The organism is Thalassotalea sp. G20_0, from assembly GCF_017744175.1.
In the GTDB taxonomy this organism is placed as follows: Bacteria; Pseudomonadota; Gammaproteobacteria; order Pseudomonadales; family Endozoicomonadaceae; genus Endozoicomonas.
On sequence record NZ_JAGHQV010000005.1, the window covers coordinates 49,287 to 70,788 of the forward strand.

General features: G+C 47.9%; 19 protein-coding genes. 13 read left to right on the plus strand and 6 right to left on the minus strand.

The features are described 5' to 3' along the window. Positions 1-78 precede the first annotated feature (78 nt). The 6 genes from prmA to ppa form a co-directional block, all read right to left on the minus strand. Complete coding sequence (gene prmA / locus J7438_RS04100) at positions 79-966, minus strand: 50S ribosomal protein L11 methyltransferase (protein WP_209199968.1); 888 nt, start codon at positions 964-966, stop codon at positions 79-81. Positions 967-1,154: 188 nt separating this feature from the next. Beyond that, complete coding sequence (gene accC / locus J7438_RS04105; protein ID WP_209275549.1) at positions 1,155-2,495, minus strand: acetyl-CoA carboxylase biotin carboxylase subunit; 1,341 nt, start codon at positions 2,493-2,495, stop codon at positions 1,155-1,157. Between the two features lie 21 nt (positions 2,496-2,516). Next, positions 2,517-2,981, minus strand: a complete 465-nt coding sequence (accB, locus tag J7438_RS04110; protein ID WP_209275550.1) for an acetyl-CoA carboxylase biotin carboxyl carrier protein — start codon at positions 2,979-2,981, stop codon at positions 2,517-2,519. A 219-nt stretch (positions 2,982-3,200) separates the two neighbouring features. Next, positions 3,201-3,653 carry a type II 3-dehydroquinate dehydratase gene (gene aroQ / locus J7438_RS04115; RefSeq protein ID WP_209275551.1) on the minus strand — a complete coding sequence of 151 codons (453 nt, stop codon included), beginning with the start codon at positions 3,651-3,653 and terminating at the stop codon, positions 3,201-3,203. 227 nt (positions 3,654-3,880) lie between these two features. Then, positions 3,881-5,719, minus strand: a complete 1,839-nt coding sequence (dsbD, locus tag J7438_RS04120; protein ID WP_209275552.1) for a protein-disulfide reductase DsbD — start codon at positions 5,717-5,719, stop codon at positions 3,881-3,883. Positions 5,720-5,860: 141 nt separating this feature from the next. Further along, positions 5,861-6,388 (minus strand): inorganic diphosphatase, encoded by a 528-nt coding sequence (ppa, locus tag J7438_RS04125; protein WP_101745973.1) that lies wholly within the window; start codon positions 6,386-6,388, stop codon positions 5,861-5,863. Positions 6,389-6,629: 241 nt separating this feature from the next. Between ppa and J7438_RS04130 the strand changes: the two genes are divergently transcribed. The 13 genes from J7438_RS04130 to J7438_RS04190 all read left to right on the plus strand — a co-directional run bounded on the left by J7438_RS04130 (position 6,630) and on the right by J7438_RS04190 (position 21,304). Then, positions 6,630-7,043, plus strand: a complete 414-nt coding sequence (locus J7438_RS04130) for a CBS domain-containing protein (RefSeq protein WP_209199962.1) — start codon at positions 6,630-6,632, stop codon at positions 7,041-7,043. A 423-nt stretch (positions 7,044-7,466) separates the two neighbouring features. Then, positions 7,467-9,176: a hypothetical protein gene (locus tag J7438_RS04135; RefSeq protein ID WP_209275553.1), complete on the plus strand. Its 1,710-nt coding sequence runs from the start codon at positions 7,467-7,469 to the stop codon at positions 9,174-9,176. A gap of 192 nt (positions 9,177-9,368) precedes the next feature. Then, positions 9,369-10,211, plus strand: coding sequence for a hypothetical protein (locus J7438_RS04140; RefSeq protein ID WP_209275554.1), 843 nt, complete (start codon positions 9,369-9,371; stop codon positions 10,209-10,211). An 18-nt stretch (positions 10,212-10,229) separates the two neighbouring features. Then, a complete protein-coding gene (locus J7438_RS04145) occupies positions 10,230-10,703 on the plus strand; it encodes a SycD/LcrH family type III secretion system chaperone (protein WP_353620093.1) in 474 nt (157 codons plus the stop codon). Positions 10,704-10,720: 17 nt separating this feature from the next. Beyond that, complete coding sequence (gene sctE, locus J7438_RS04150) at positions 10,721-12,367, plus strand: type III secretion system translocon subunit SseC family protein (protein ID WP_209275555.1); 1,647 nt, start codon at positions 10,721-10,723, stop codon at positions 12,365-12,367. A 47-nt stretch (positions 12,368-12,414) separates the two neighbouring features. Next, the gene (locus tag J7438_RS04155) at positions 12,415-13,947 is read left to right on the plus strand and encodes a hypothetical protein (RefSeq protein WP_209275556.1); all 1,533 of its coding nucleotides are present in this window, start codon (positions 12,415-12,417) and stop codon (positions 13,945-13,947) included. Between the two features lie 101 nt (positions 13,948-14,048). Then, positions 14,049-16,649: a TyeA family type III secretion system gatekeeper subunit gene (locus J7438_RS04160; RefSeq protein WP_209275557.1), complete on the plus strand. Its 2,601-nt coding sequence runs from the start codon at positions 14,049-14,051 to the stop codon at positions 16,647-16,649. Positions 16,650-16,658: 9 nt separating this feature from the next. After that, a complete protein-coding gene (locus J7438_RS04165; RefSeq protein WP_209199955.1) occupies positions 16,659-17,027 on the plus strand; it encodes a type III secretion system chaperone family protein in 369 nt (122 codons plus the stop codon). A gap of 85 nt (positions 17,028-17,112) precedes the next feature. Continuing rightward, on the plus strand, positions 17,113-17,541 hold the full coding sequence (locus J7438_RS04170) for an EscF/YscF/HrpA family type III secretion system needle major subunit (protein WP_209199954.1): 429 nt from the start codon (positions 17,113-17,115) through the stop codon (positions 17,539-17,541). Positions 17,542-17,706: 165 nt separating this feature from the next. Then, positions 17,707-18,495, plus strand: coding sequence for a type III secretion system inner membrane ring lipoprotein SctJ (gene sctJ, locus J7438_RS04175; protein WP_209199953.1), 789 nt, complete (start codon positions 17,707-17,709; stop codon positions 18,493-18,495). A gap of 100 nt (positions 18,496-18,595) precedes the next feature. Then, positions 18,596-19,288 carry a SctK family type III secretion system sorting platform protein gene (locus J7438_RS04180; RefSeq protein ID WP_209199952.1) on the plus strand — a complete coding sequence of 231 codons (693 nt, stop codon included), beginning with the start codon at positions 18,596-18,598 and terminating at the stop codon, positions 19,286-19,288. After that, the gene (locus J7438_RS04185) at positions 19,267-19,926 is read left to right on the plus strand and encodes an HrpE/YscL family type III secretion apparatus protein (protein ID WP_209199951.1); all 660 of its coding nucleotides are present in this window, start codon (positions 19,267-19,269) and stop codon (positions 19,924-19,926) included. The genes J7438_RS04180 and J7438_RS04185 overlap by 22 nt, the downstream gene beginning before the upstream one ends. Positions 19,927-20,107: 181 nt before the next feature. After that, the gene (locus J7438_RS04190; RefSeq protein WP_209275558.1) at positions 20,108-21,304 is read left to right on the plus strand and encodes an amino acid permease; all 1,197 of its coding nucleotides are present in this window, start codon (positions 20,108-20,110) and stop codon (positions 21,302-21,304) included. Positions 21,305-21,502: the final 198 nt, after the last annotated feature.

A 21,502-nucleotide genomic window follows, 5' to 3' on the forward strand; every position in this document is an offset into this window, starting at 1 on the left:
ATAATACAGGTACTTTAGTTTCTATTGAAGCCCGGGGAGTAACAAGTTCTGTCATACCTGCATCACATCAATGCCAGCTTATGAACGTCGCTTACCAGAGAGCATGGCCCAGCCATCAAAGGTGACTGCTGTATCCATGGCAAACCACTGTTCATAGGTTTGAATTATTTCATCCGCCTGCTCAGCCAGAATACCGGACAGAGCAATGGAACCGCCTTCCCTGGTCAGACTGGCCAGTTTGGGAGCCAGTTGAGTCAAAGGGCCAGCAAGAATGTTGGCCAGTACTATATCAGCCTGATCCGTGGGTTCGTCATCGGGCAGAAAAACTTCCAGCTTACCCACCGGAATGTTATTCCGTTTAGCGTTCTCGATAGTGGCTTCCAGTGCCTGCGGATCCAGGTCAACACCGACAGCTGATTGTGCACCCAGAAGCAGTGCTGCAATAGCAAGGATGCCAGAACCACAACCATAGTCGATAACTGTTTTACCAGTCAGGTTATTCTGCTGATCCAGCCAACGCAGGCAGAGTGCCGTGGTGGGGTGCGTCCCGGTGCCGAAGGCCAGGCCCGGGTCCAGCATCAGGTTAACAGCCTCAGGATCGGGAACGTCTTTCCAGCTGGGGCAAACCCACAGGCGGTCACCAAACTGCATGGGGTGGAAGTGGGTCATCCACTCTCTTTCCCAGTCTTTATCTTCCACTAGTTCGACCTTGTGACCAGGGAAAGGGTTCAGTCCGGCACGTTCTTTGAGAAAAGGTATGAGATTATCGGTGCGGGTCTGGGCATCAAACAAGCCAACAACAACGGTGTTGTTCCACAGCGGTGTGGTGCCCAGTTCTGGTTCATAGACCGGTTGATCTTTTGCATCCTGCAGGGTGACCGCACAGGCACCGGCTTCCAGAAGCAGGTCTTCCAGAATTTCAGCATGGTCAGAAGTTGTGTCCAGTCTGACTTGAATCCAAGACATTGTGTTACCCAGAATGAAAAGCAATAAGAATTTCGATCTGTTCTTCAGGAAAGAAATTCATGGAACATAGGCGACTTATTGTAGCTGAGCACCGGTATTTCATAAACATTTGCTGGCTGATCGCCCAATAAAAAGAAAGGCCATCTCTTGTGGGAGACGGCCTTGCCAAAGAGTAAAAAAACTGGAAATCACTCAGCCAGTTTCTTTTCCAGATAATGAATGCTGACACCCCCTTCCTTGAAGTGAGGATCAGTCACCAACGCCTGATGAAGAGGAATATTGGTTTTAATCCCCTCAATAACGGTTTCATCCAGTGCGTTCTTCATGCGGATAAGGGCCGTTTCACGATCCGGACCATAACTGATGATCTTGGCGATCAGGGAGTCATAGTAAGGAGGAACGCTGTAACCGTTGTACAGATGGCTATCTACGCGAACACCATTACCGCCCGGTGCATGGAACTGCAAAACCTTGCCTGGTGATGGCATAAAGGTTTTTGGGTCTTCGGCGTTGATACGGCATTCGAAGGCGTGGCCTTTGAGTTCGATATCTTCCTGACCAACGCTCAGAGGCAGGCCGCTGGCAATTCTCAGCTGCTCTTTGACAATATCGATGCCGCTGATCAGTTCGGTCACCGGGTGCTCAACCTGAACCCGGGTGTTCATTTCAATGAAATAGAACTCGCCGTTTTCATACAGGAATTCAAAGGTTCCAGCACCTTTGTAGCCAAGCTCAATGCAGGCACGGGTACAGGCACTGGCCACTTCTTGACGCTTCTCTTCCGGAATGCCGGGTGCAGGCGCTTCTTCAATAACCTTCTGATGACGACGTTGCAGAGAACAGTCGCGGTCACCCAGGTGAATGGCGTTACCCTGGCCATCGGCCAGTACCTGGAACTCCACATGACGTGGGTTTTGCAGGAATTTCTCCAGGTAAACCGTGTCATTGTTGAATGCCGCACCGGCTTCTGATTTGGTCAGGGCGACGGAGCTGATCAGGTCTTCTTCGTTGTAGACCACGCGCATACCGCGGCCACCGCCACCGCCGGCAGCCTTGATGATTACGGGATAGCCGATATCCCGGGCTATGGCCATGGTGCGGCTGTGGTCATCAGTGAGTGAGCCATTAGAGCCCGGAACCGTGGGAACACCGGCTTTCTGCATGGCTTCAATTGCCGAGACTTTGTCCCCCATCAGGCGGATAACGTCGGCGGAAGGCCCGATAAAGGTAAAGCCACTGCGTTCTACCTGTTCAGCAAAATCTGCATTTTCTGACAGGAAGCCGTAACCCGGGTGAATCGCGGTGGCGTGAGTCACCTCGGCGGCACTGATGATGGCAGGAATATTGAGATAGCTGTCTGCCGGGTTGTTTGGACCGATACAGACGGACTCATCCGCCAGATGCAGATGCATAAGGTCAGCATCGGCCTTGGAGTGAACCGCAACGGTCTTGATGCCCAGCTCTTTGCAGGCCCTTAATATTCTGAGAGCAATTTCGCCCCGGTTGGCTATTACGACTTTATCGAGCATAACGCGATTCTCAGGCGATTATCAGACAATAGTGAACAGGGGCTGGTCGAACTCAACAGGCTGACCATTCTCTACCAGAACGGCATCAATAGTGCCGGATTTGTCCGCCTTGATCTGGTTCATCATCTTCATGGCTTCAACAATGCAGAGTACATCACCTTCCTTAACCTGCTGGCCGACTTTGGCGAAGTCAGGCGCATCCGGTGACGGAGCACCGTAGAAAGTACCAACCATGGGAGACTTGACCTGATGGCCGGAAACCACAGGCTTAGCAATAGCAGGTGCAGGAGCAGCTGCTTCAGTGGCAGCAGGTGCTGCAGCTGGGGCTGGTGCAGCAGCCGGATAGGCAATGGGCGCAGCGGCTACAGGTGCATTTTTTGAGTAACGGCTGATACGAACGGACTCTTCACCCTCATGGATTTCGAGCTCATCAATACCTGATTCTTCCAGCAGCTCAATGAGCTTTTTTACTTTTCTGATATCCATTGTCAGTCTCAAATGCTTGTACTGGCAGCTCTGGCTGGCCAGTCTGGTTGATTTTGCGAAAAATCGAACACTCAACTTGGCGAGTGCAGGATCCCCGGTGGTCAGTTTTTGCCTGACAGTGCCACTGTTTAAAAGGGTTAAGGCAGCTGCACTGCGATTAACATAAATCAGAACGCTGTCCTGTTTTGGTGTCGCGTTCTGAAAAAATGGTTCGCGTTCTTATGGCTCTGGCTGTCTGGCAAGCCTGTCAACTGCGGCAGACAGTGCCATTTCGTAGCCTTTAGGTCCCAATCCGGCAATAACCCCTTCAGCAACGTCACTGAAATAGGAGTGATGACGGAAAGGCTCCCTGCAATGGATGTTCGAAAGGTGTACTTCAATAAATGGAATAGCAACCCCAAGCAGCGCATCCCGCAGTGCCACACTGGTATGAGTGAAAGCGGCCGGGTTGATGATGATAAAGCGTACGCCATCCTTACCGGCCTGATGAATACGGTCTATCAGTAGATGTTCCGCATTGCTTTGAAAGCTTTCCAGCTTAAGGCCTGCATCAGTAGCCTGCTGGACAAGGTTCTGGCTGATCTGTTCAAGCGTGGTTGCACCGTAAACACCGGGCTCTCGAGTGCCAAGCAAATTCAGGTTTGGACCATTGAGCACAAGAATGTCAGCCATGTTTATCCTCTTAAGACCCCAATGGTCACCGTTGCGACCCTGACCAATGGGAGAGCTTCAGTAGTCACCCTGCTTTGGTTAACCTGGCTACGCAGTTGACCTTTGAAATACATCGCAATCGTTATTGATCAGGCATTTTGCCCCATTGTCAAGAGTGCGTCCAGTTTGTGCGTGTTACAGGAGGTTAACGACAGTTACGAAGCATTTCATGCCTGTTTCAGACAAGTTCAGACATCTGTAGTTATTCCGGAGGCTGTCAGCAGTTTTGTCAGCTTTTGATGCAGCTGCAAAGCGGTGATTTCACCCTGGGATTTCAGTGCAGACAACTCACTCCCACTGGCATCAAAAAACAGCATGGCGGGTGGTCCGAACAGTTGATACTGGTTGAGGAACTGTTGGTGTTCCAGCGTGTTATCGGTGATATCCAGCTTGATCAGGGCTATTCTGGCCAACTGATCAGTGACCAGTGGGTCAGGGAACACGGTCCGCTCGATGATTTTGCAGGATATGCACCAGTCAGCATAGAGATCCACCAGGGCTGGCAGGTTGTTCAGGGCTGCGTCTGTCAGCAGGTTATTCAGTTCATTCACTGTCGTTACCGTCTTGAAGCGGGAACTCTCTGTCTGTTCAGTGAGGCTTTCTATTGCCGTGCTGCTTTTACCCAATAACGGATTCAATGGGTCTCTATTGTCCATGGCGGCACCAATAATCAGGCAGGTTCCATAGATCAGACACAGTATGCCGACGGTCTGTCGGAGCTTCTGGTGGGCTTCTGTCAGGTTGGTGTGAAGAGCGCCCAGGAATACGGCGCAGCCAATTAGCAAAGCACCCCACAGGAATAGCGTGGCTGATGGAGCGATAACCCTTTCCAGCATCCAGATGGCGACGCCCAGAAGTAATACGCCAAAGAATGAGCGAACACCATTCATCCAGGCCCCGGATCTTGGCAGCCAGTGCCTTCCGCCTAACGCCAGGACAAATAAGGGAATACCCATGCCCAGGCCCAGGGCAAACAGTGTCAGCCCACCAAACAGAGCATCACCGGTTGAGCTGATATAGACCAGTGCTCCGGCCAGGGGTGCCGAGACACATGGGGAAACCACCAGTGCTGACAACAACCCCATCACGGCAGCCCCCGACAAGCTGCCTGAGTTTTGCGGACTGCCACTGAGTTTGTCCCGAACCCGGGCGGGCAGCTGCAACTCGTAAAGGCCAAACATACTCAGGGCCAGCAGCACAAAGAGTATTGCCATAGGGATCAGCAGCCATGGGGACTGGAGCTTTGCCTGAAGGTTCAGACTGGCACCAAACAGCCCCATTAATGTACCGGCAATGGCAAAGGTGGCTGACATGGTGAGTATATAGGTCATCGTCAGGGCAATGGTTCGGGCTTTGCTCTGTGTCCTGGTTCCCAGGATCAGGCTCGACAGTATCGGGAACATGGGCAGGACACAGGGCGTCAGGCTAAGGCCAATACCCGCGAGGACAAAAATGAGTAGCGCAATTGGCAGACTGTTCTGTTCCAGCTGCTGCTGAAAGGCGTTCCCGGAGTCTGATGCCGCCGTAAGAGTTACGCTGGCTGAAACGGGCGAATCACTGACTTGGGTAATCACCAATGGAATAACAACTTTATGGGGTGGATAACACAGTCCGGCACTGGCACAGCCCTGGAAGCCGATTTCCAGTTCCGGCAGGTTGCCTGAATGGCTGGCAGGAACGTTGATAACCAGGTTTTCACTGAATACTTCCAGTTCTTTGTTGTAATAAGGGTCAAAAATCGCTTCACCGGCAGGATAGTCAGCTGTACCCAGTGTTGAGATATCGGTCACCGGCGTAAAGGTGAAACGGTGCTTATAAAGGTAGTGCTCTGGTTTTACAGCAACATCAATGATCGCCGAACCCCGCTCAATTCGCCCGGTGAATTGAAAGGCTTCTTCGACCGGAAGAAAACCCTGGTTTTCACTGGATTCTGTCCCGAATAACTGGCTCAGGTTGGCCTGGGCAGATATTGAGATTAACAGACCCAGAAAAAGGGGCCAGATCAGGCGGAGTTGGCATTTTGGCATATAAGCTGCTGTTTATAATGGTGAATACTATGTATTGTGCAGTGATATACCAGAGATGCAAGTAGGAGCGGGGTTGCAGAGAAAAGAAAACAGCAAAAATGAGTGGATAAGCTCAGGTCGAAACCTGAGCCTTAAGAAAAATCAGCCTTTATAGTTGGCGGCAGACTTTTTGATGACTTCCAGGGCCGCTTCGGAACCCTCCCAGCCATCAATCTTGACCCACTTGCCAGGCTCAAGATCTTTATAGTTTTCAAAGAAGTGTTCAATCTGCTGGAGCAGCAGGGCTGGCAGATCTGTGTATTCTTTTACGTCTTTGTAGAGCGTAGAGAGTTTGTCGTGAGGAACGGCAATCAGCTTCTCGTCACGGCCACTTTCGTCAGACATGTTCAGCATGCCGACAGGACGGCAGCGAATAACTGAGCCCGGGATAACCGGGTAGGGTGTCACTACCAGAACGTCCAGAGGGTCGCCATCGTCAGCCAGGGTCTGGTTGATGTAACCGTAGTTGGCTGGGTAGAACATTGGGGTTGCCATAAAGCGGTCAACCAGGATGGCATCCATATCCTTGTCAACTTCGTATTTGATTGGCGAAGCATTGGCAGGGATTTCGATAATGACGTAGATGTCTTCTGGCAGACTTTTGCCAGCAGGAACAGATGAATAGCTCATTGACAGTCAATCTCTGTGTGAGGTCAGTTTGAAATTGCCGCGTATTATATAGAGTTTGTTACGCTCTTTTCCACTTGTAAGGGGCATCCCACCCGGGACCCCGGGAGTGCCTCTGGGTCTGGCTTGATGGTATTGAATATTTCCGGCTGCTTATGCTCAGCTATCTGCTTGATTGAGAACTAAAATTAATTCATTGTCAGTCGCTGGTGTGAGCTGGATTCATAAGCCAAAGGAGGTGATTGTGAGATCGATCACTGTTGAAGATTGCATGACCCCCAAAGTTGTTACCGTTTCTCCGGATATTCAAGTGGCTGAAGCCATCCGTATTCTGCTGCAACATAATATTACGGCAGCACCGGTAGTTGACAATGAAGGGACACTTATCGGGATTCTTTCAGAGTCAGACTGCCTCGAAGGGACATTAAATGGCAGCTATTTTTCCCAGGATGCAGGATTGGTGCGTGATTATATGACCAGTCAGGTGGTCACTGCTGACCCTCAGGAAGATATTATTACGGTGTATCAGCGTTTTATGACCGATAAGGCTCACCGTGTTCCGGTTGTTGCTGATGGAAACCTGGTGGGCATACTCAGTCCCAAAGATTTGATGTCTGCTGTTCTTGAATTTTATGAACACCCGGTGGATTCTGCATAATTGACTTGCCAGCCTGAACGATTCATTGATTATCTTGATTCATTACATGAAATACCTGCTTTTAGGGTTATTAATTTAGTTTATATTTTTAATTAAAAAATTTTTTTAATTTCCTTTGTTTATTAATTTTGCTTTTCATTCATCAGCTAGACTTTTTCTTTATATATCGGATATTTTTGAAAAGGAATTTGCATGGGCAGCACAATTTCTCCTCCTACGGGCCGTCACCCGTCATCACCAATTGATGGTTCGTCCTCAGAGCCTGAGTCAGGAAAAGAGGGGACTATGGTTACTCCTCATGGTTCTCGAAAAGTGACGGCCTCCAAAGTGGGCAAAGGAGACCCTTCTGTCCGGGGTGAAAAAGCGCATGATTCCGTAGCTCACCCTCGGGGGGAGAGAACGGTTAAACCTCAACAGGACTCATTGCCATCTTTAAATCCACTTCCTGATCAGGCTGAAAATGGTCCGGGACCAAACCTTGATTCTAATGAAGCGAGATTATCGACGTCTGATTTGCCTGACGGAGCATCTGCTGATAACACACTACCCAATAATGAAGAGTCACGTTTATTTCCATCGACTCATGATTCCCGTGTTGAAAAGGGTTTGTATGGTGATCCAGTAGAACCTGAACACCATGAAAAAATCTTATCACCGGTTGACGAAGATGAAATTATGTCGGTAACCACTGAGCTTGCAGAAGAGCCTCGTAATGTCAGGACACATGAAATGTCGCCCAGGCATGATACCAGTAGGTTGTTTGGGCCTGAATTTGGCACAGCAGTGGGACAGATTGTCAGAGAAAACAGAGATCCTGAGCATTATGAAAATAAGCTTCCGGCTCCTTATAAACCGCCTGCGACTCATAGTAAAACGTCATCGACGGATGATGAATCGGACGTTGCAAGCGTTTCGATCGAAGGCGGTGGTCTTGATGATGATCCAGCCGTCAGGAGTGGTGGTTCAGTCACTATTGAAGGAGGGGGGGATAAAACCAGCAAAAAGCTATTTCAGCGAGTATTGGGTGCAATTAACAAATTGTTGAATGTGGTCAAAAATAACCCGCTATGGGCTGGATTTGTGATTTGCAGCGCCATTTTTCTTGTCACTCTCATGGCAGGACAACCTTATGCTGCGATTTTTTTCGCAATTTGTGCCCTGGCTTTTCTGGGCGTAGCTTTGGGAGTAACAACGCATAATATTCTATTCAGTAACCCGCAGAATCCATCACAGAGTAATAGTGGTCAGAACCAGAATCCACAAAATCCACAGAGTCCACAAAATCCACAGAATCAACAGAGTTCACAGAATTCTCCGGAAGACAGAACACAGACTGACCCGGAGAATTCAACCACCAGAACTGAATCTGGCTCAAGCCCACACCCAGGTCCCGGTGGCAGGGATGACAGGCCGACGATAACAGAATCACGGCGACCCTCTGCCAGTAATGGCAGAAGTGAGCCACCCGTCACAGGAGGCAATGTCTCTTCTGCGGCAACGCAAACGGTGGAGGGAGCGAGTGACGATGAACTTGCTGACAATATTTATAAATTCCAGCAACTGATCATTAAAAACTTCATCCAATTTTCAAATGGGGCTCATGCTCCAGAACAATGGAGTAGGAACTCTCAGAAACCGGGCAGACAGATTGATGAAACGACCATAAAAAAGGTAACGGATGCTGCGGTAGGCCTTTTTGAACAGTTTCGTCATATTACAGATCATAGAGATAACCAAGGTTCTGATACTTTTCAGAATGCCAGGCTGTTTGAGGTTGAAAAGCAAACGAATCAGCTGATGGATTTAATAGAGCCTACAGATGAGTTTATTGAACAATTGACGAATAAAGTTTACATGCAATTCGCTGATGACAAGCTTTGCCCTGACCCAAATGCTGAACCACTGACCATCGGTTATACGCGCAGACGACTGGAGAATTTTGGTGATAAGGCTATGCAGGGGATCGAGTTTTTTGATCTGTTGGTTGAGTTTGTACGGGCAGCAAAAGCTTATAGAAAAGGTAGAATGGGGTATGGAGGTAAAGTCAGGCCTGTTGCTGAGTCAGCCCCTCTATCTGTACAAACTCCGATGTCCGCTCCAAAAGGTGATTTGGATGATGAGTTATCAGAATAAGCGGATAAACGGCATAAATAAATGGTGAAAAAAACCGAGTTAAAAGTCATTGTTGAGATTTTATATATAAATGATTTTTTGAATTTCTTTTTATAAAAAAATCGACCAAGGTGTAATTGGCAAGAACGTTGTTTCATAACCTAAAGTTAAAGAAGCGACTTAACGGATATTCAAAATGACAGGGAGTCACTAATGAGTACCTCCATTGGCGGTGTGGATTCTTCCAGCAGCGAATCTGGAGAAAACCACAAAACCGTTACCTTGAATGATGGCAGGATTAATTCACTCCGGGCTGCCGGCTATACCGATGCCCAGATTGAAGCCTTGTTATCAATGGCTGACCCGGATGATCAGGGTAACTCGCTAACCCCCACCCACTTTTACTCGGTTAATAAGCAGACACTGAACTCGCTTAGATATACGGGACAGCTTGATGAAGCGTCACAGAAGCTGGTCTATTTACAGGCACCTGTTGCCATGGTTCAGGAGGTCAGTAATCCGGCGAACTGGAATGGTGATAATTACATAGGTCCCGGAGCGTCACAAATTAATGCTTATCTGATGGGCGAACCCGTGGATTTCACCAAGCCCAGCCTGGATGCCTTGATTATGGGCGTGCTGACGGCCCGGGCGGATATTCTCCAGACACAACTGGAAGACCAGATAGAATCCATCAATCAGAAAAATGATTTGCTGGAAGAAGCCAATATGTATTTGGCCAAAGCCAAGGAAAAAAAGGCTGCGGCTGGTACGTCAGGCTCTTCCATAATGACAAAGGATATGGTTGATTTCTGGAAACAGATGGGCGCTCAGACTGACCGAAGCGGTAATGACAATAGTCATAATTCTGCAGAGTGGGATGCCAATATCGAGCATTTGAAATCAAAAATTGAATCACTGACCAGTCAATCACAATTGCAAACCACCAAGCTTCAACAGACTATCAATAAATACAACCAGACGTTTGAAATGCTCTCTAATTTTATCAACAAGTACTTCCAGTCCATAAGTACTATTATTCAAAATATGCGTTAACTCATGGAGGAGTCACACGTGAATAGTGAAGATCTGAATTATGAAGGTGCAGAACTTGAAGATAAACTCATGAATTTCTTCGGTGAGGGGGGAACCTTCAAAGATTTGAAAAACTTGAGTGATGATGCCATGGAAGCAATATACTCAGTTGCCTACAACCTTTATCAGGGTGGGAAGTACGAAGAAGCAACGAAAGTTTTTCAATTCTTGTGTTTTTACGACCATTTCAATCGTAAATACTTTCTTGGACTGGGTGCCTGTCAACAAATGCAGAAACAATATGACAGCGCCATCGAGATCTTCTCATTCGCTACTCTTCTGGATTCTGATGATCCCCGACCAATGATGTATATCGGCGATTGTCATTTAGCGAAAGGCGACAGAGAAAATGCTCAGATTTCTTATGAGACTTCCATTGATTGGGCCGGTGATAGTCCGGAATATGCCAAGGATCTGGAACGTGCCAAAAATATGCTGGAAAATCTAAAATAGACCAGGGAGTAAGCAGAATGGATGGTATCCAACAGGGGTCTTATTCGGCGGGTCAGATACCTCAACAGGCGGATATAGACCCATCACTCCGGCAACAACAGACCGATCAGGTTGAGCAAAAAGAAAAAGTCAGTCGTGGTTATTCGGAGCAAAACACGGTATCGACGAATCAGGTTCAGGAGAATATTGCTCCTCCCATTAAGCCGCAGCACAGTCTGGATGCTCCTGCGAAAGGCTCAGATTCTCCTTCTGAAAAAGTTCTCAAGGAGATCTCTGTTTTTTCCGAAATCCAGAAGCTGAGTAAAACGAACCCTGAAGCGGTAAAGCTTGGCCTGGCTTCTGAGGCAACGATCGAACAAGGTGGTCCGGATTATTTGGCTCTGGTCACTGGTGATCTGAAAGCCTTTGCCGAAGGGCCTGGCGGGCGGCCAAATCCATTGGCTGGTCATATCAGTTCTATGCAGAGCAACAAGGACCATCTGTTGTCCATGGGGTACAGTAAAGAGCTGGTTGATGGAATGCTGAAATTGGCTGACCCGAAAGATCCGGATAATTCCCTGAGGGCCATGCATTCATTCTCTGCCCAGGTGAGTGGCAAACTTGCCGGTGATGACTCGCTTGGAAAGCTGGGTGATCTTTTTGCCGATACTTTCAACAAAGTTGCCAACCTGAAAGGTGGACCCGCAGACCTTCAAAAAGAATTGCAAGCTGAACTGAAGGCCTTTACTTCAACATTCCTGGATTCAAATAAAACGCTTGATGTGGATACTGCAACTCAAATGCTGATGCAAATTCAGACCAAGTTGCAGGACAGCCGTCTGGTATTCAACCAGGAAAATATCAAAATTAATGAGCAGCAGCGACAGCAGATTTCAGAAAAACGGCTGGCAAAGATCGCCGAATCTATTGAAAAAGCGGAAGAAGCCAAAGAGTCGGGGGCGATTGCTAAAATATTCGGTTATATAGCCGTCGCTCTCATGGCTGTTGTTATGGCTGTTATGTTTGCTACTGGTGTTGGTTCGCCATTAGCCATGGGGCTAATGGCCGCATGTCTGGCTCTGACCGTGATGATGACTGTTTCTTCCGAAACCGGTGACTGGATGAACAAGGGAGTTGCCGCGATCTTCGAGGCATTTGGTGCGAATGAAGACCAGGCCATGATTGGCGCGATGGTGTTCTGGTCGGCCTTGATTCTGGTAATGAGTCTTGGTGGCGCGTTTGCCGGGGGGGGGGCCAGTGCTGCGGCTACAGCGGCGAACGCGACTTCCCAGGGTACTGCTGCGGCGGCGGGTGGTGCATCCAGTGCCGCGACAGTCACAGCTTCGGCAACAACGGCGGCAACAGCGACAGCCAAGACGGCCAAGATGGCAGCGGTCACCACTCGCTGTTCACAGGCTGCCAGACTTACTGGTGGGGCTGCCATGATTGCTGATGGTTCGGTCAATGTTCACATTACCAATCTGAATTATGACGCAGATATGTTAAGAGCCGAGGCGAAAGAGCTGTATGCCTGGATGCTGGCCAATCAGCATGCCATCGATAACCTGACTGAGGATATCCAGAAGGTTATCGAGGATATGCAGCAGGTATGGCAAGTCATGACCAGCATGATGAAAGACAACCACGATACGATGACCAAGCTCAACGGCTCTCTCAAAGGATAATAAATAAAAGTTGCTTTACCCTTAACAATGATACATGGAGGTAACTCATGGCCGAGGGAATTTCTGGTGCAGACCGGGCGGCACACAGTGCCAATATGCAGATGCTCCTTGAAAAACCAGCGACATCTGACGCAAAGAAAGCGGCAATCAAGAAAGGCGATATTGACTTTCAGCAAGAGAGTGTCCGTCTTGCCTCAACCAAACACGCTAAATCCGAGGTTTTGAACGACCTTAACAAAGCAGGTCAACAGGCCAAGCCGTCACTGGCCACGCCCGATGATTTGTCACCAAATCAAATGACCAATGCCAGTAAAACCCTGGCTACTTTGTCCAAGTCAACCGACGAGGCCATGGAGTCAACCAAACAGCTGTTCAATAATATTCAGAATGGCACGGTGACCAAAGGAGAAACCGCAAAGCTGAAATCACAGGCGGCGCTTCTTGATGATGCCTCTTCGCACATGCAGTTGCTTTCCGGCAAAGGTGTGGAAACCTCTGAAGGAAAGCGGCAGGTGCTGGCCGGTATGGGCAGCTTTCAGAAGACTCAGCTGGATAACCTGGAAAAGCTGTCAACCTCTAAAGATATCCAGACGTTTCTGGCCGATCAGCATGGAGGGGCAAAAGGTCTGGATCAGAAAACGGCCATTCTGAGATCTCTGGGTTTTACAGACAGCCAGATCAAAACGATGATATCTCTTGCGCCGCCGGATACTGACGGCAGTCGTCTGGATATGATGCGCTCAGCAGGCTCTGATACCAAGGCCGTTCTGCAGGCGCTGGGATTTGGTGCCGATACGGCCAAAGGGCTGGCAGCACTATTGAACGGCAAACTTGGTCAGCTCGGCAGTGCAGAGCAAAAGCAGCTGCTGGCCAAAATGGGCTTTGGTCAGGAGGAAATACAGGTCATTCTGCAAGCCAGCAATCCTATTTCATTAAAGAACCAGGCCGCCCTGATGCGTAATGCTCCCCAGGGACTTTCACAATTTCTTATGAACAGCAGTAAGGGAATGAACCTGCTTTCTGCTGGTGAAGCCTTTGCGGATATGAAAATGCTTGAGCAGTTGGTGGATATCTTTGCCGTGATGGAGCTTCTGTTCAAGATGAGTGCCAACCAGCGTGCTGCCTCAAGGGAGTCTCGTTCCATTGAGCAGCAGGCGGCAAAATCTGAGATTCTCAACCAGGCAGAAGAAATGAAGAATGCAGCCCTGATGACCGCCATTGGTGGCTGGGTCAGTGCTGGTACCAAGATCATTTCCGGTGGTATCCAGGTTGGTATGTCAGCCAAAGCTGGCGGACTGGACCAGGGGAATATGCAACGGCAGGTAGCGATTGGTAATGGTCTTTCCCAGATGACCGCTGCAAGCGGTGATATGATCAAGGCTGGTACAGACTACCAGGCAGGCATGCATCAGGCCCAGGGCAAATTACACGAGGCAAACCAGAGAATGCATGATTCTGCTGCACAGTCTGATAGCGAGTTTATGAACCTCCATCAGGATATGGTGAAAACGGTGATCAGCAAGATGGATGAGATCATCCGCTCATGGTTTGAAACGCTCAAATCGACAACAAGAGCCTGATTACAGGTCAATTGCTTGATCTTGATGACACAATCAAAGGACGTGGTTTATAAGATGTAGCCAACCCTGCGGGTTGGCTTTTTCTTGCACAGAGGGAAAGCATGGGTAATCCACTTGGAGGAATACAAGCCTCAGCAGCGGTGCAGCAGATGCAGGCTCCCGGTGCGGCTGGCGAGAGCGCAGCTGGCAAGGCTGGGAAACTGTCAACCGGGCAGGGGGTAGAAGCCTCCAATACAAAACCATCAATGCTCTCCACTGCCGATGCTGCGGAAGAACTCACCAGTTTGGTGTCTAAGTTCAAGAATAAAAAAGACATTGAAGCAGATAAGGGTAAATCGGCAAGTGCGCGGCAGCTTGAATTAATTGAAAAAATCAAGAATGTTGAAGAAGTTCCTGAAACACAGGATTTCAAAAGACGCTTTCCTAAAGAATCAAAAGAGGATTATCGACAAGAAGACTATCTTAAAGGGGCCAAAGAAGAGTTCAAGGATCCTTATCACCAGTATCTTGCGCTTTATGAGATCGCTGTTGATTTTAAAGCCGATCCTGACGCCCTGCCTAAAGATGAAATTTTTAAAGCCATTGAAGCGCTTGAAAACGAGCATCCTCAATATATTGAGATTGGCAGAGAGATCTCAAACGCTGCCGGTAAACTGGCCGAGGACTACCATCCCGGAAAAACCCCGGATGAAGTTCGCTCGCAGCTATATGGTCATGTCAAGGATCATAAATCCCTCGGCGCAGCATTTAAAGACCTGACTAATAACCAGGGCGGGGTGGATGCAGATCCGGACAATAATCAGGTGGCGACTGGTTTTGAGAACTCAGTTGATAGAAGGCTCAGGTTTTTGAGTGGCGAGTTGAATTCCATGACATCCAGAACGGAAGACACTCACCTGCGCTCAGTGATTAATGATATGACGACCTTGAAAAGGCTGGTGGGTATCCATGATTGCTGCATGGAAACACAAGGGGAGATGAGAAGGCCACCGGTTAGTATTGGGCAATTTGATGGCCAGAAATATATGACCAATGTTCTGGATTTGCTGGATCAACAGTTTGTTTCAGGAGGTGACTTTACCAATTTAATTAAGCAAATGGGGTTGGATAAGCAGCCCGTTGAAGTCAGAACGGCCTTCATGAATAAGACTGCGACCTTGATTCGTGAGATTCCGGAAGAAATTTTTGCCAATGAACAAATTAAAGAAAGCCTGAGTCAAGCAATTCTGGAAGTACAGGATAATCTGGTTTTGGAAGAAGAAGGTTCCGTGAAGACGGATGAAAACTATGGCAAGGGTGGAGAAACCGAAGTCTCGGAAGATGCGTTAAAAGGTTTTCTTGCATCAAACCCAGACCGCGAACCAGGTAGCATTATTGGTGATTTGGGCCGTGAATTCAAAGGAGCTCAGGAACCAGATAATCCGTTTATGGCATCCACTGGTGTTCCCACTCTTGGAGCTGGGACGACGCAGCCTGAGCCTGCGGCACAGGGTGAAACGTCAACGACAGCAACTAAAGCCACCGTTGACCCGGCAACAGCCACCTCCCCTGAGGTGACTGCCAAAGGAGGTGCCAGTGGGGCATCCGAGGTGACGGCAAAGGGCAGCTTTGATGGGCTTTCCGATCAAGAACTCATACTGAAACAGGATGAGTTACTGGATAAGGCCCGGGGGTTGCATCAACGCAAGGACACCAACTTTGTTTTTGACTGCTCATTAACTGCTTTGAAGCATGCAGAAGAGAATGGTGTTGATATTATTGATGCGCTGAAAGATGTTGCCAGCCAACGGGGTAAAGCCTTTGCCAAAGATCTTAAAGTGGCTATCACTCCCGAAGGGGAGGGCAAAGAACTGCAGCTTATTCCGCCAGATACCAAAGCGCTGGAAGAGTGGGTGAGAACTCACCCCGGTCAAAGTGTGAATGATCTGGTTCGTACGGCAATGGAAGTATTGAAAGAGGATCGTGGTCCGGATTTGGATCTTGAGCAGCTGGAAAACAATCTTGCCAGCCTTAAATCAACCATTGCTGAAATAGATTCGAAAATAAAGAAAAGGCCATCTAAATCCTTTAGAGACAGTGTGTCTCCTCACCTTAAAGAAGGTCCCTTCAGTGCTCGTTTGAAGTCGTTCTTTAAGCATCCGTTTGATCCTATTAGTGAGCCGAAAACACGCCCGCTGGGTACGGATATCTTTGACCGAATGGAATACTCCCACACATTCAACATCAGGGCTGAGGAGAAAAGCCTGTCTGTTGAGTCAACCTGGGATGAGTCTGAAAGTCAGGATGTCGCGGAGGGTATGCAGGTCGAGGCAACCCTGGATACAACGGGAAATCAGGAGGTAGATGATGGAATGACGGTTGAAGCAACATTTGAGACTGACAATACTTCAGTTCAGTCAACTCCTGCCAGGGGAACCGCAGCGTTTATTGCCGCTAAGGTTCAAGGGCAAGTCAAAGGGGAGTCATATGGTGATATTGGTGATGTCCTTAAAGATATCCAGTCAATGGCAGGGGACAAGGCTCAGTTAGAACAGTTGCTTGGTTATATGGAACAAGCAAAAGCATCACAAACTGAAATACCTCTACTGGGTGGTAATGAAACAAAGATCGAGACGTACATCCAGTCACTGGTTGATCTTCAGGGGGCTCCGCGGATGAATCCGGGAGGATATGAACCACCAGCGGGTGAAGTGAAAAGTTAAGGAGGACGAATGGATTGGCGTAATAGCGTAGTCTCTGAATTTGCTGAGGCCATGGGCATCAAGGGGTTCGATTTCGGTGATACCGGCGTAGCATGCTTTGAAATTGAAGGTGCCGGATCCTTTTATATGGAACAAAAAGAAGAGGGCGTTTTGATGTATCTGGCCCGGGAGATAGACCCCTTTAATAGTCTGCCCGTTTTAGAAAGTGCACTGGCGGAATGCCATTACAAAAGGAGCTTCCCCTATCCTTTACAGGTAGGTCTTCAAGAAAATCAACTGGTTATCTGTTTGTTTGTGGATGATTCTGATTTCAACCGCCCCAGTGTGGAGCGCGCTATGCAGTTTTTGATGAGCAAGGCAGATGAGCTAAAATTGTAAGATAAAAATTTTAAAAAGCTGTTTTTAAACAGATAAGAGGATTTTAAGTACCTCAACCAATCAATAATCAATAGAGGTTACTATCATGGCGGATAATATTATCAAGACAGGTAATCTGGCGGATAAAGCGCTGGAAAAAACCCAGGAAGGCCTTGCCAATCCGAATCAACCAGAAGATGGGGCGGCAGGCCGTTTCGCCCAGCTGGTTGGCCAGTCGCCAGATGGAGCCTCTCAGGCGGCGAACGTTAAACCTATTGACGTGGCAGCTAATCCGGATGCCCCGGCCCTGACGCTGGGAGATAAGGTGCTTCAGGGAATGCAGGGGCTCAGGAATCATGTGGAAGGCAGGGCTGACCTGGTCAAGCAGCACTTGGCACCTGGTGAGGCGATGGGGATGAAGGATATGTTCAAGACTCAGATGGCTATGACCAATCTGATGATTACTGAAGACTATATTGGGAAGATTGTCAGTAAAAGTACTCAGACATTCGATACGCTATTACGGAATCAGTAATTTTTTATTCTTCTGTAAGCTGAAGGAAAATAAGGTGATTTTTCTTCAGCTATCCTCATTGTCCCTCTCTTTTAAAACTATACTCTATAAATCATAATTTTTCTTCGCAACTGGCCGTTAAATGTATGAGTAATTATATTTTAACGTGCATAAGGTTGGCTCGTCATGAAACAGGGGTTTGTCCAGAGCTTTAAGGTTACATTACTGTGTCTCATCGGTCTTTTATTACTGGGGTGTAAAGTCGAGCTTTATTCCGGGCTTGATGAAAAAGAAGGTAATGAAATGCTTGCCATCCTTCTTGATAATGAGATTCCCACTGAGAAGCTGGTGGATAAAGACAAAATTGTCACCATCATGGTGGAAAGCGGTAATGTTGCAAGATCTATCAAGATTTTGAGCAGTCTTGGTTTTCCGAAAGAAAAATACTCGTCGATCGGTGATATTTTTCCTAAAGATGGTTTGATTTCTTCCCCGACAGAAGAGCGGGCCCGTTATACCTATTCCATGTCACAGGAGCTTTCGTCAACACTGTCGATGATTGATGGTGTCGTGACTGCTCGTGTTCATGTGGTATTGCCCCAGGAGCAGGATAGCCTTACGGATGTCAACTATCCCTCATCAGCTTCAGTGTTTATCAAGTATACCCCTGAGCTGGAACTGGCGGGTCTGGTACCGAAAGTAAAAACTCTGGTGGCAAACAGTATTGAGGGGCTTTCCCTGGAGAAGATCGCTGTTTCCCTGTTCCCGGCAACCCGCCTGAACTCTGGCAACTTTGACAGCCCATCAACAGAAACGGTGCTGTTTGTCGATGTTAATCCCGGTTCAGCAGGGGTTATTCGCATCGTTGTCTATGCTTTGATTCTCATGCTGTTATTGGCACTGGGAGCCGGTGGCTATTTCTTCTGGATGATGGAACAGAAGAAAAAGTCGAAGAAAAAAAAGGGTGATCGTTAATAGCGGATGATTTGCTCAAGACCACAATTATTTGTGGGATGGTGCATGCACCGTTAAATAGTGACTCAGTGGAGTGTATGGGGTTGGAGTGAAATGACCAATGAACAGTAACAATGTTTTTCAGGAATATAATGGAACAAGCCTGTTCAATCATATGGTTGAGTTTAACTTCTTTCCTGTTCGTTATGTGCATGCAAGCTGGCTTAAATCGGATAAACATTTCAAATTGCTGAAATCACTTCAGACCAGTGAGCCTGCACAATTTAATCTGTCAAATTACCTGCTGAGCAAGTTCGGCATCGCCAAGCAGTTTGATTATGACTTTGATCGCCCGGATAAAAGGATAGTATTTGCCAGTGCCGAAGAAATTGAACAGTTGGCTTTTTACATCGGGCTGATTCTCAACGAAGGCACTGTCCGGTCAGTGATTCGTCGTGATGAGCGTAAGGCGCTGGAGAAATGCCTAGGAGAAGAGGCCTACCGCTTTACCGTGAGAAAAGCACAGTTTATCAGTCGGGCTTCAGAAAAAAATGGTCCCGGTGTGCTCATTGACTGGAAACACCTGGATCGATTTAAAGCATTTCTGGAACTGAATGGTCGACAGGTTATTGCCACGGCGTTTTCTGATTTGCCCGGAGCCTTTCGGCAACGATTGATATTAAAAATGCCCAGCAGCTGGAAAAAGACCTTGAGTTCACCAGGTGCCGGGGGACTGGACAAAGCCCAGTGTGTGAAGTTACTGGTAAAAACTCATAAAGAGGTGAATCGACAGTGGCGGCACCTGTTATCCTGAATAATGTCCAGCTGGAGCTGGATCCAACCTGCAAAGTGCTCAAGGCAGACGACTATGTTGTTTATCTTGAAGCTCAGGAAATTATTAAGGCAGCCCGAGAGCAGGCTGCCGGTATTACTGAGGAAGCCCGCCAGGCCTATGAGCAGGAAAAAAAACGCGGGTATCAGGAAGGTTTGGCGGAAAGTAAGGCTGAACAGACAGATCACATGTTGAAAGTGGTCAGCAGGACGATCAATTATCTTTCAGATATTGAAAATACCCTTGCGAATATCCTGCTTTCCGGGGTGAAAAAAATCATTGGTGAATTCGATCAGGAAGAGTTGGCCATAAGCCTGGTTAAAAATGCCCTGCAACATGTCAGAAATGAGAAACATGTCACCATCCGTGTGCCATCCGCTCAGTACAGTGCTGTTCAGGCGCGTCTGAATACCATTCTGGCGGAGTATAAAGGCGTTGGTTTTATTGATCTTGTGGCTGACCCCCGGCTCTCATCCGGTGATTGTATTATGGAGAGTGAAATCGGCGTTGTTGATGCCAGTGTTGATGTTCAGTTACGGGCATTACAGAAGCGGTTTGACAGTCTTCAATCATTAGCTGCGCGCAGTCGTGAGGCCGACATGGCTGACAAGGCTGAATAGAGAGTGCTCTGCAGATTGTCAGAGTACCCTGGCAGCTGTTGTTGGAAGAAGCCGCTGAGATAAGCAGTATTTACCTCCGTTTGAGGCTCGCCTTGTCCAGCTGGACATAATCAGGCGGGTATCTCTATTAAATTCCCCTATCTTTATCACTGAAATTTATATTCAGTAAAGGTACTTGCTTATGTCTGAATCCAGTCGTTCCACCGTAATTGGCAGTGCGTTAATTTTGTCAGGAACGGCCATCGGTGCGGGCATGCTTGCTTTGCCGCTGGTATCAGCCAGTACCGGGTTGATGCCGGTTATGATTATTTTTGCGGTGACAGCATTCTTTGCGGTTATCTCTGCCCTTTATGCCTTTGAGGCCAATGTCGCCATCAAACCTGGCTGTAATTTGTATACCATGGCCAGCAGAACATTAGGGCGGATGGGGAAGGTGCTCTCTGCCATTGCCCCTCTCGGGCTTTTTTATGCATTGATGTCCGCCTACTTCGCCGGGGGCGGGTCGTTACTGGCGCAGTACGCTCAATCAGTGGTTCCCGGAGCTTCCTCTCAACTGTGCGTGATATTCTTTGCCCTGATTGCCGGTGCCTTTGTTTATTACAGTACCCGGGCGGTGGATCTTGTTAACCGTATCTTTTTCACCCTGATGATCGTTACTTTTATTCTTGCCCTGATGTCACTGGCACCTTCGGTGCGTTATGAGAGCATGATACATACGGCGAGGGTTGAGTATTTATCGGTTCTGGCGGCACTGCCGGTGATATTTACTTCGTTCGGTTATCATGGTGGCATTCCCAGCATTATCATTTATCAAAAGAAGCAGCTGCAGCATATTCCCCTTATTTTTCTGTTAGCGACCCTGATCCCGCTGGTGGTTTATATCTTGTGGCTGGTGGCGGTGATGGGGGTATTGCCCGAAGGCTTATTACTGCAAATCAGTCAGTCAACCGGGGCAACGGCTTATTTAATCTCAGCATTAAGCAGTGATAAAGATGTACACACTATTCTGTACCTGTTTTCTGATCTGGCGCTATTGACATCCGTGTTGGGCGTTGCCCTTGGACTGTTTGATTATCTTGCCAACTTATTACAAAGGGCGGATACCCGCATCCATCGGCTTCAGACCGCCCTGGTGACCTTTATCCCACCGGTTATTATTGCCATTATGTTTCCGGATGGTTTTGTCGCCGCGCTGGGTTATGCGGCGGTTGCTCTGGCCATTCTGGCTATCCTTCTGCCTACGGCAATGGTCTATGTATTAAGAAAGCAACCGGCCTATGAAAACCCGTTTCGGGCACCCGGGGGAACGGTTTTGATGTCAACCTGTTTTGTATTTGGCTGTATCATCATTGTGTCTCAATTTATTTCGAGGCTATAGGCTTTTTTCGTAAGTTGATAATTAAAAGTGAACCTTTGTTAATTAAACAACAAATCTGCATATCTTAAAATTAAAGCGGTTGCTTATAGTGGTTGATCCTATTGATTTATATTGAAATTACGGTTTTTCCGAAATATTGATTTATTTTGTTTTATATCAATGGCTTTAATTTCAGGTTTATATAAACTTCAGTTCTAG

Excerpts from the sequence above, each read along its gene's own strand:
- prmA (WP_209199968.1), bottom strand. The coding sequence starts at position 966 with ATGTCTTGGATTCAAGTCAGACTGGACACAACTTCTGACCATGCTGAA.
- accC (WP_209275549.1), bottom strand. The coding sequence starts at position 2,495 with ATGCTCGATAAAGTCGTAATAGCCAACCGGGGCGAAATTGCTCTCAGA.
- accB (WP_209275550.1), bottom strand. The coding sequence starts at position 2,981 with ATGGATATCAGAAAAGTAAAAAAGCTCATTGAGCTGCTGGAAGAATCA.
- aroQ (WP_209275551.1), bottom strand. The coding sequence starts at position 3,653 with ATGGCTGACATTCTTGTGCTCAATGGTCCAAACCTGAATTTGCTTGGC.
- dsbD (WP_209275552.1), bottom strand. The coding sequence starts at position 5,719 with ATGCCAAAATGCCAACTCCGCCTGATCTGGCCCCTTTTTCTGGGTCTG.
- ppa (WP_101745973.1), bottom strand. The coding sequence starts at position 6,388 with ATGAGCTATTCATCTGTTCCTGCTGGCAAAAGTCTGCCAGAAGACATC.
- J7438_RS04140 (WP_209275554.1), top strand. The coding sequence starts at position 9,369 with ATGAGTACCTCCATTGGCGGTGTGGATTCTTCCAGCAGCGAATCTGGA.
- sctE (WP_209275555.1), top strand. The coding sequence starts at position 10,721 with ATGGATGGTATCCAACAGGGGTCTTATTCGGCGGGTCAGATACCTCAA.
- J7438_RS04155 (WP_209275556.1), top strand. The coding sequence starts at position 12,415 with ATGGCCGAGGGAATTTCTGGTGCAGACCGGGCGGCACACAGTGCCAAT.
- J7438_RS04160 (WP_209275557.1), top strand. The coding sequence starts at position 14,049 with ATGGGTAATCCACTTGGAGGAATACAAGCCTCAGCAGCGGTGCAGCAG.
- J7438_RS04165 (WP_209199955.1), top strand. The coding sequence starts at position 16,659 with ATGGATTGGCGTAATAGCGTAGTCTCTGAATTTGCTGAGGCCATGGGC.
- J7438_RS04170 (WP_209199954.1), top strand. The coding sequence starts at position 17,113 with ATGGCGGATAATATTATCAAGACAGGTAATCTGGCGGATAAAGCGCTG.
- sctJ (WP_209199953.1), top strand. The coding sequence starts at position 17,707 with ATGAAACAGGGGTTTGTCCAGAGCTTTAAGGTTACATTACTGTGTCTC.
- J7438_RS04180 (WP_209199952.1), top strand. The coding sequence starts at position 18,596 with ATGAACAGTAACAATGTTTTTCAGGAATATAATGGAACAAGCCTGTTC.
- J7438_RS04190 (WP_209275558.1), top strand. The coding sequence starts at position 20,108 with ATGTCTGAATCCAGTCGTTCCACCGTAATTGGCAGTGCGTTAATTTTG.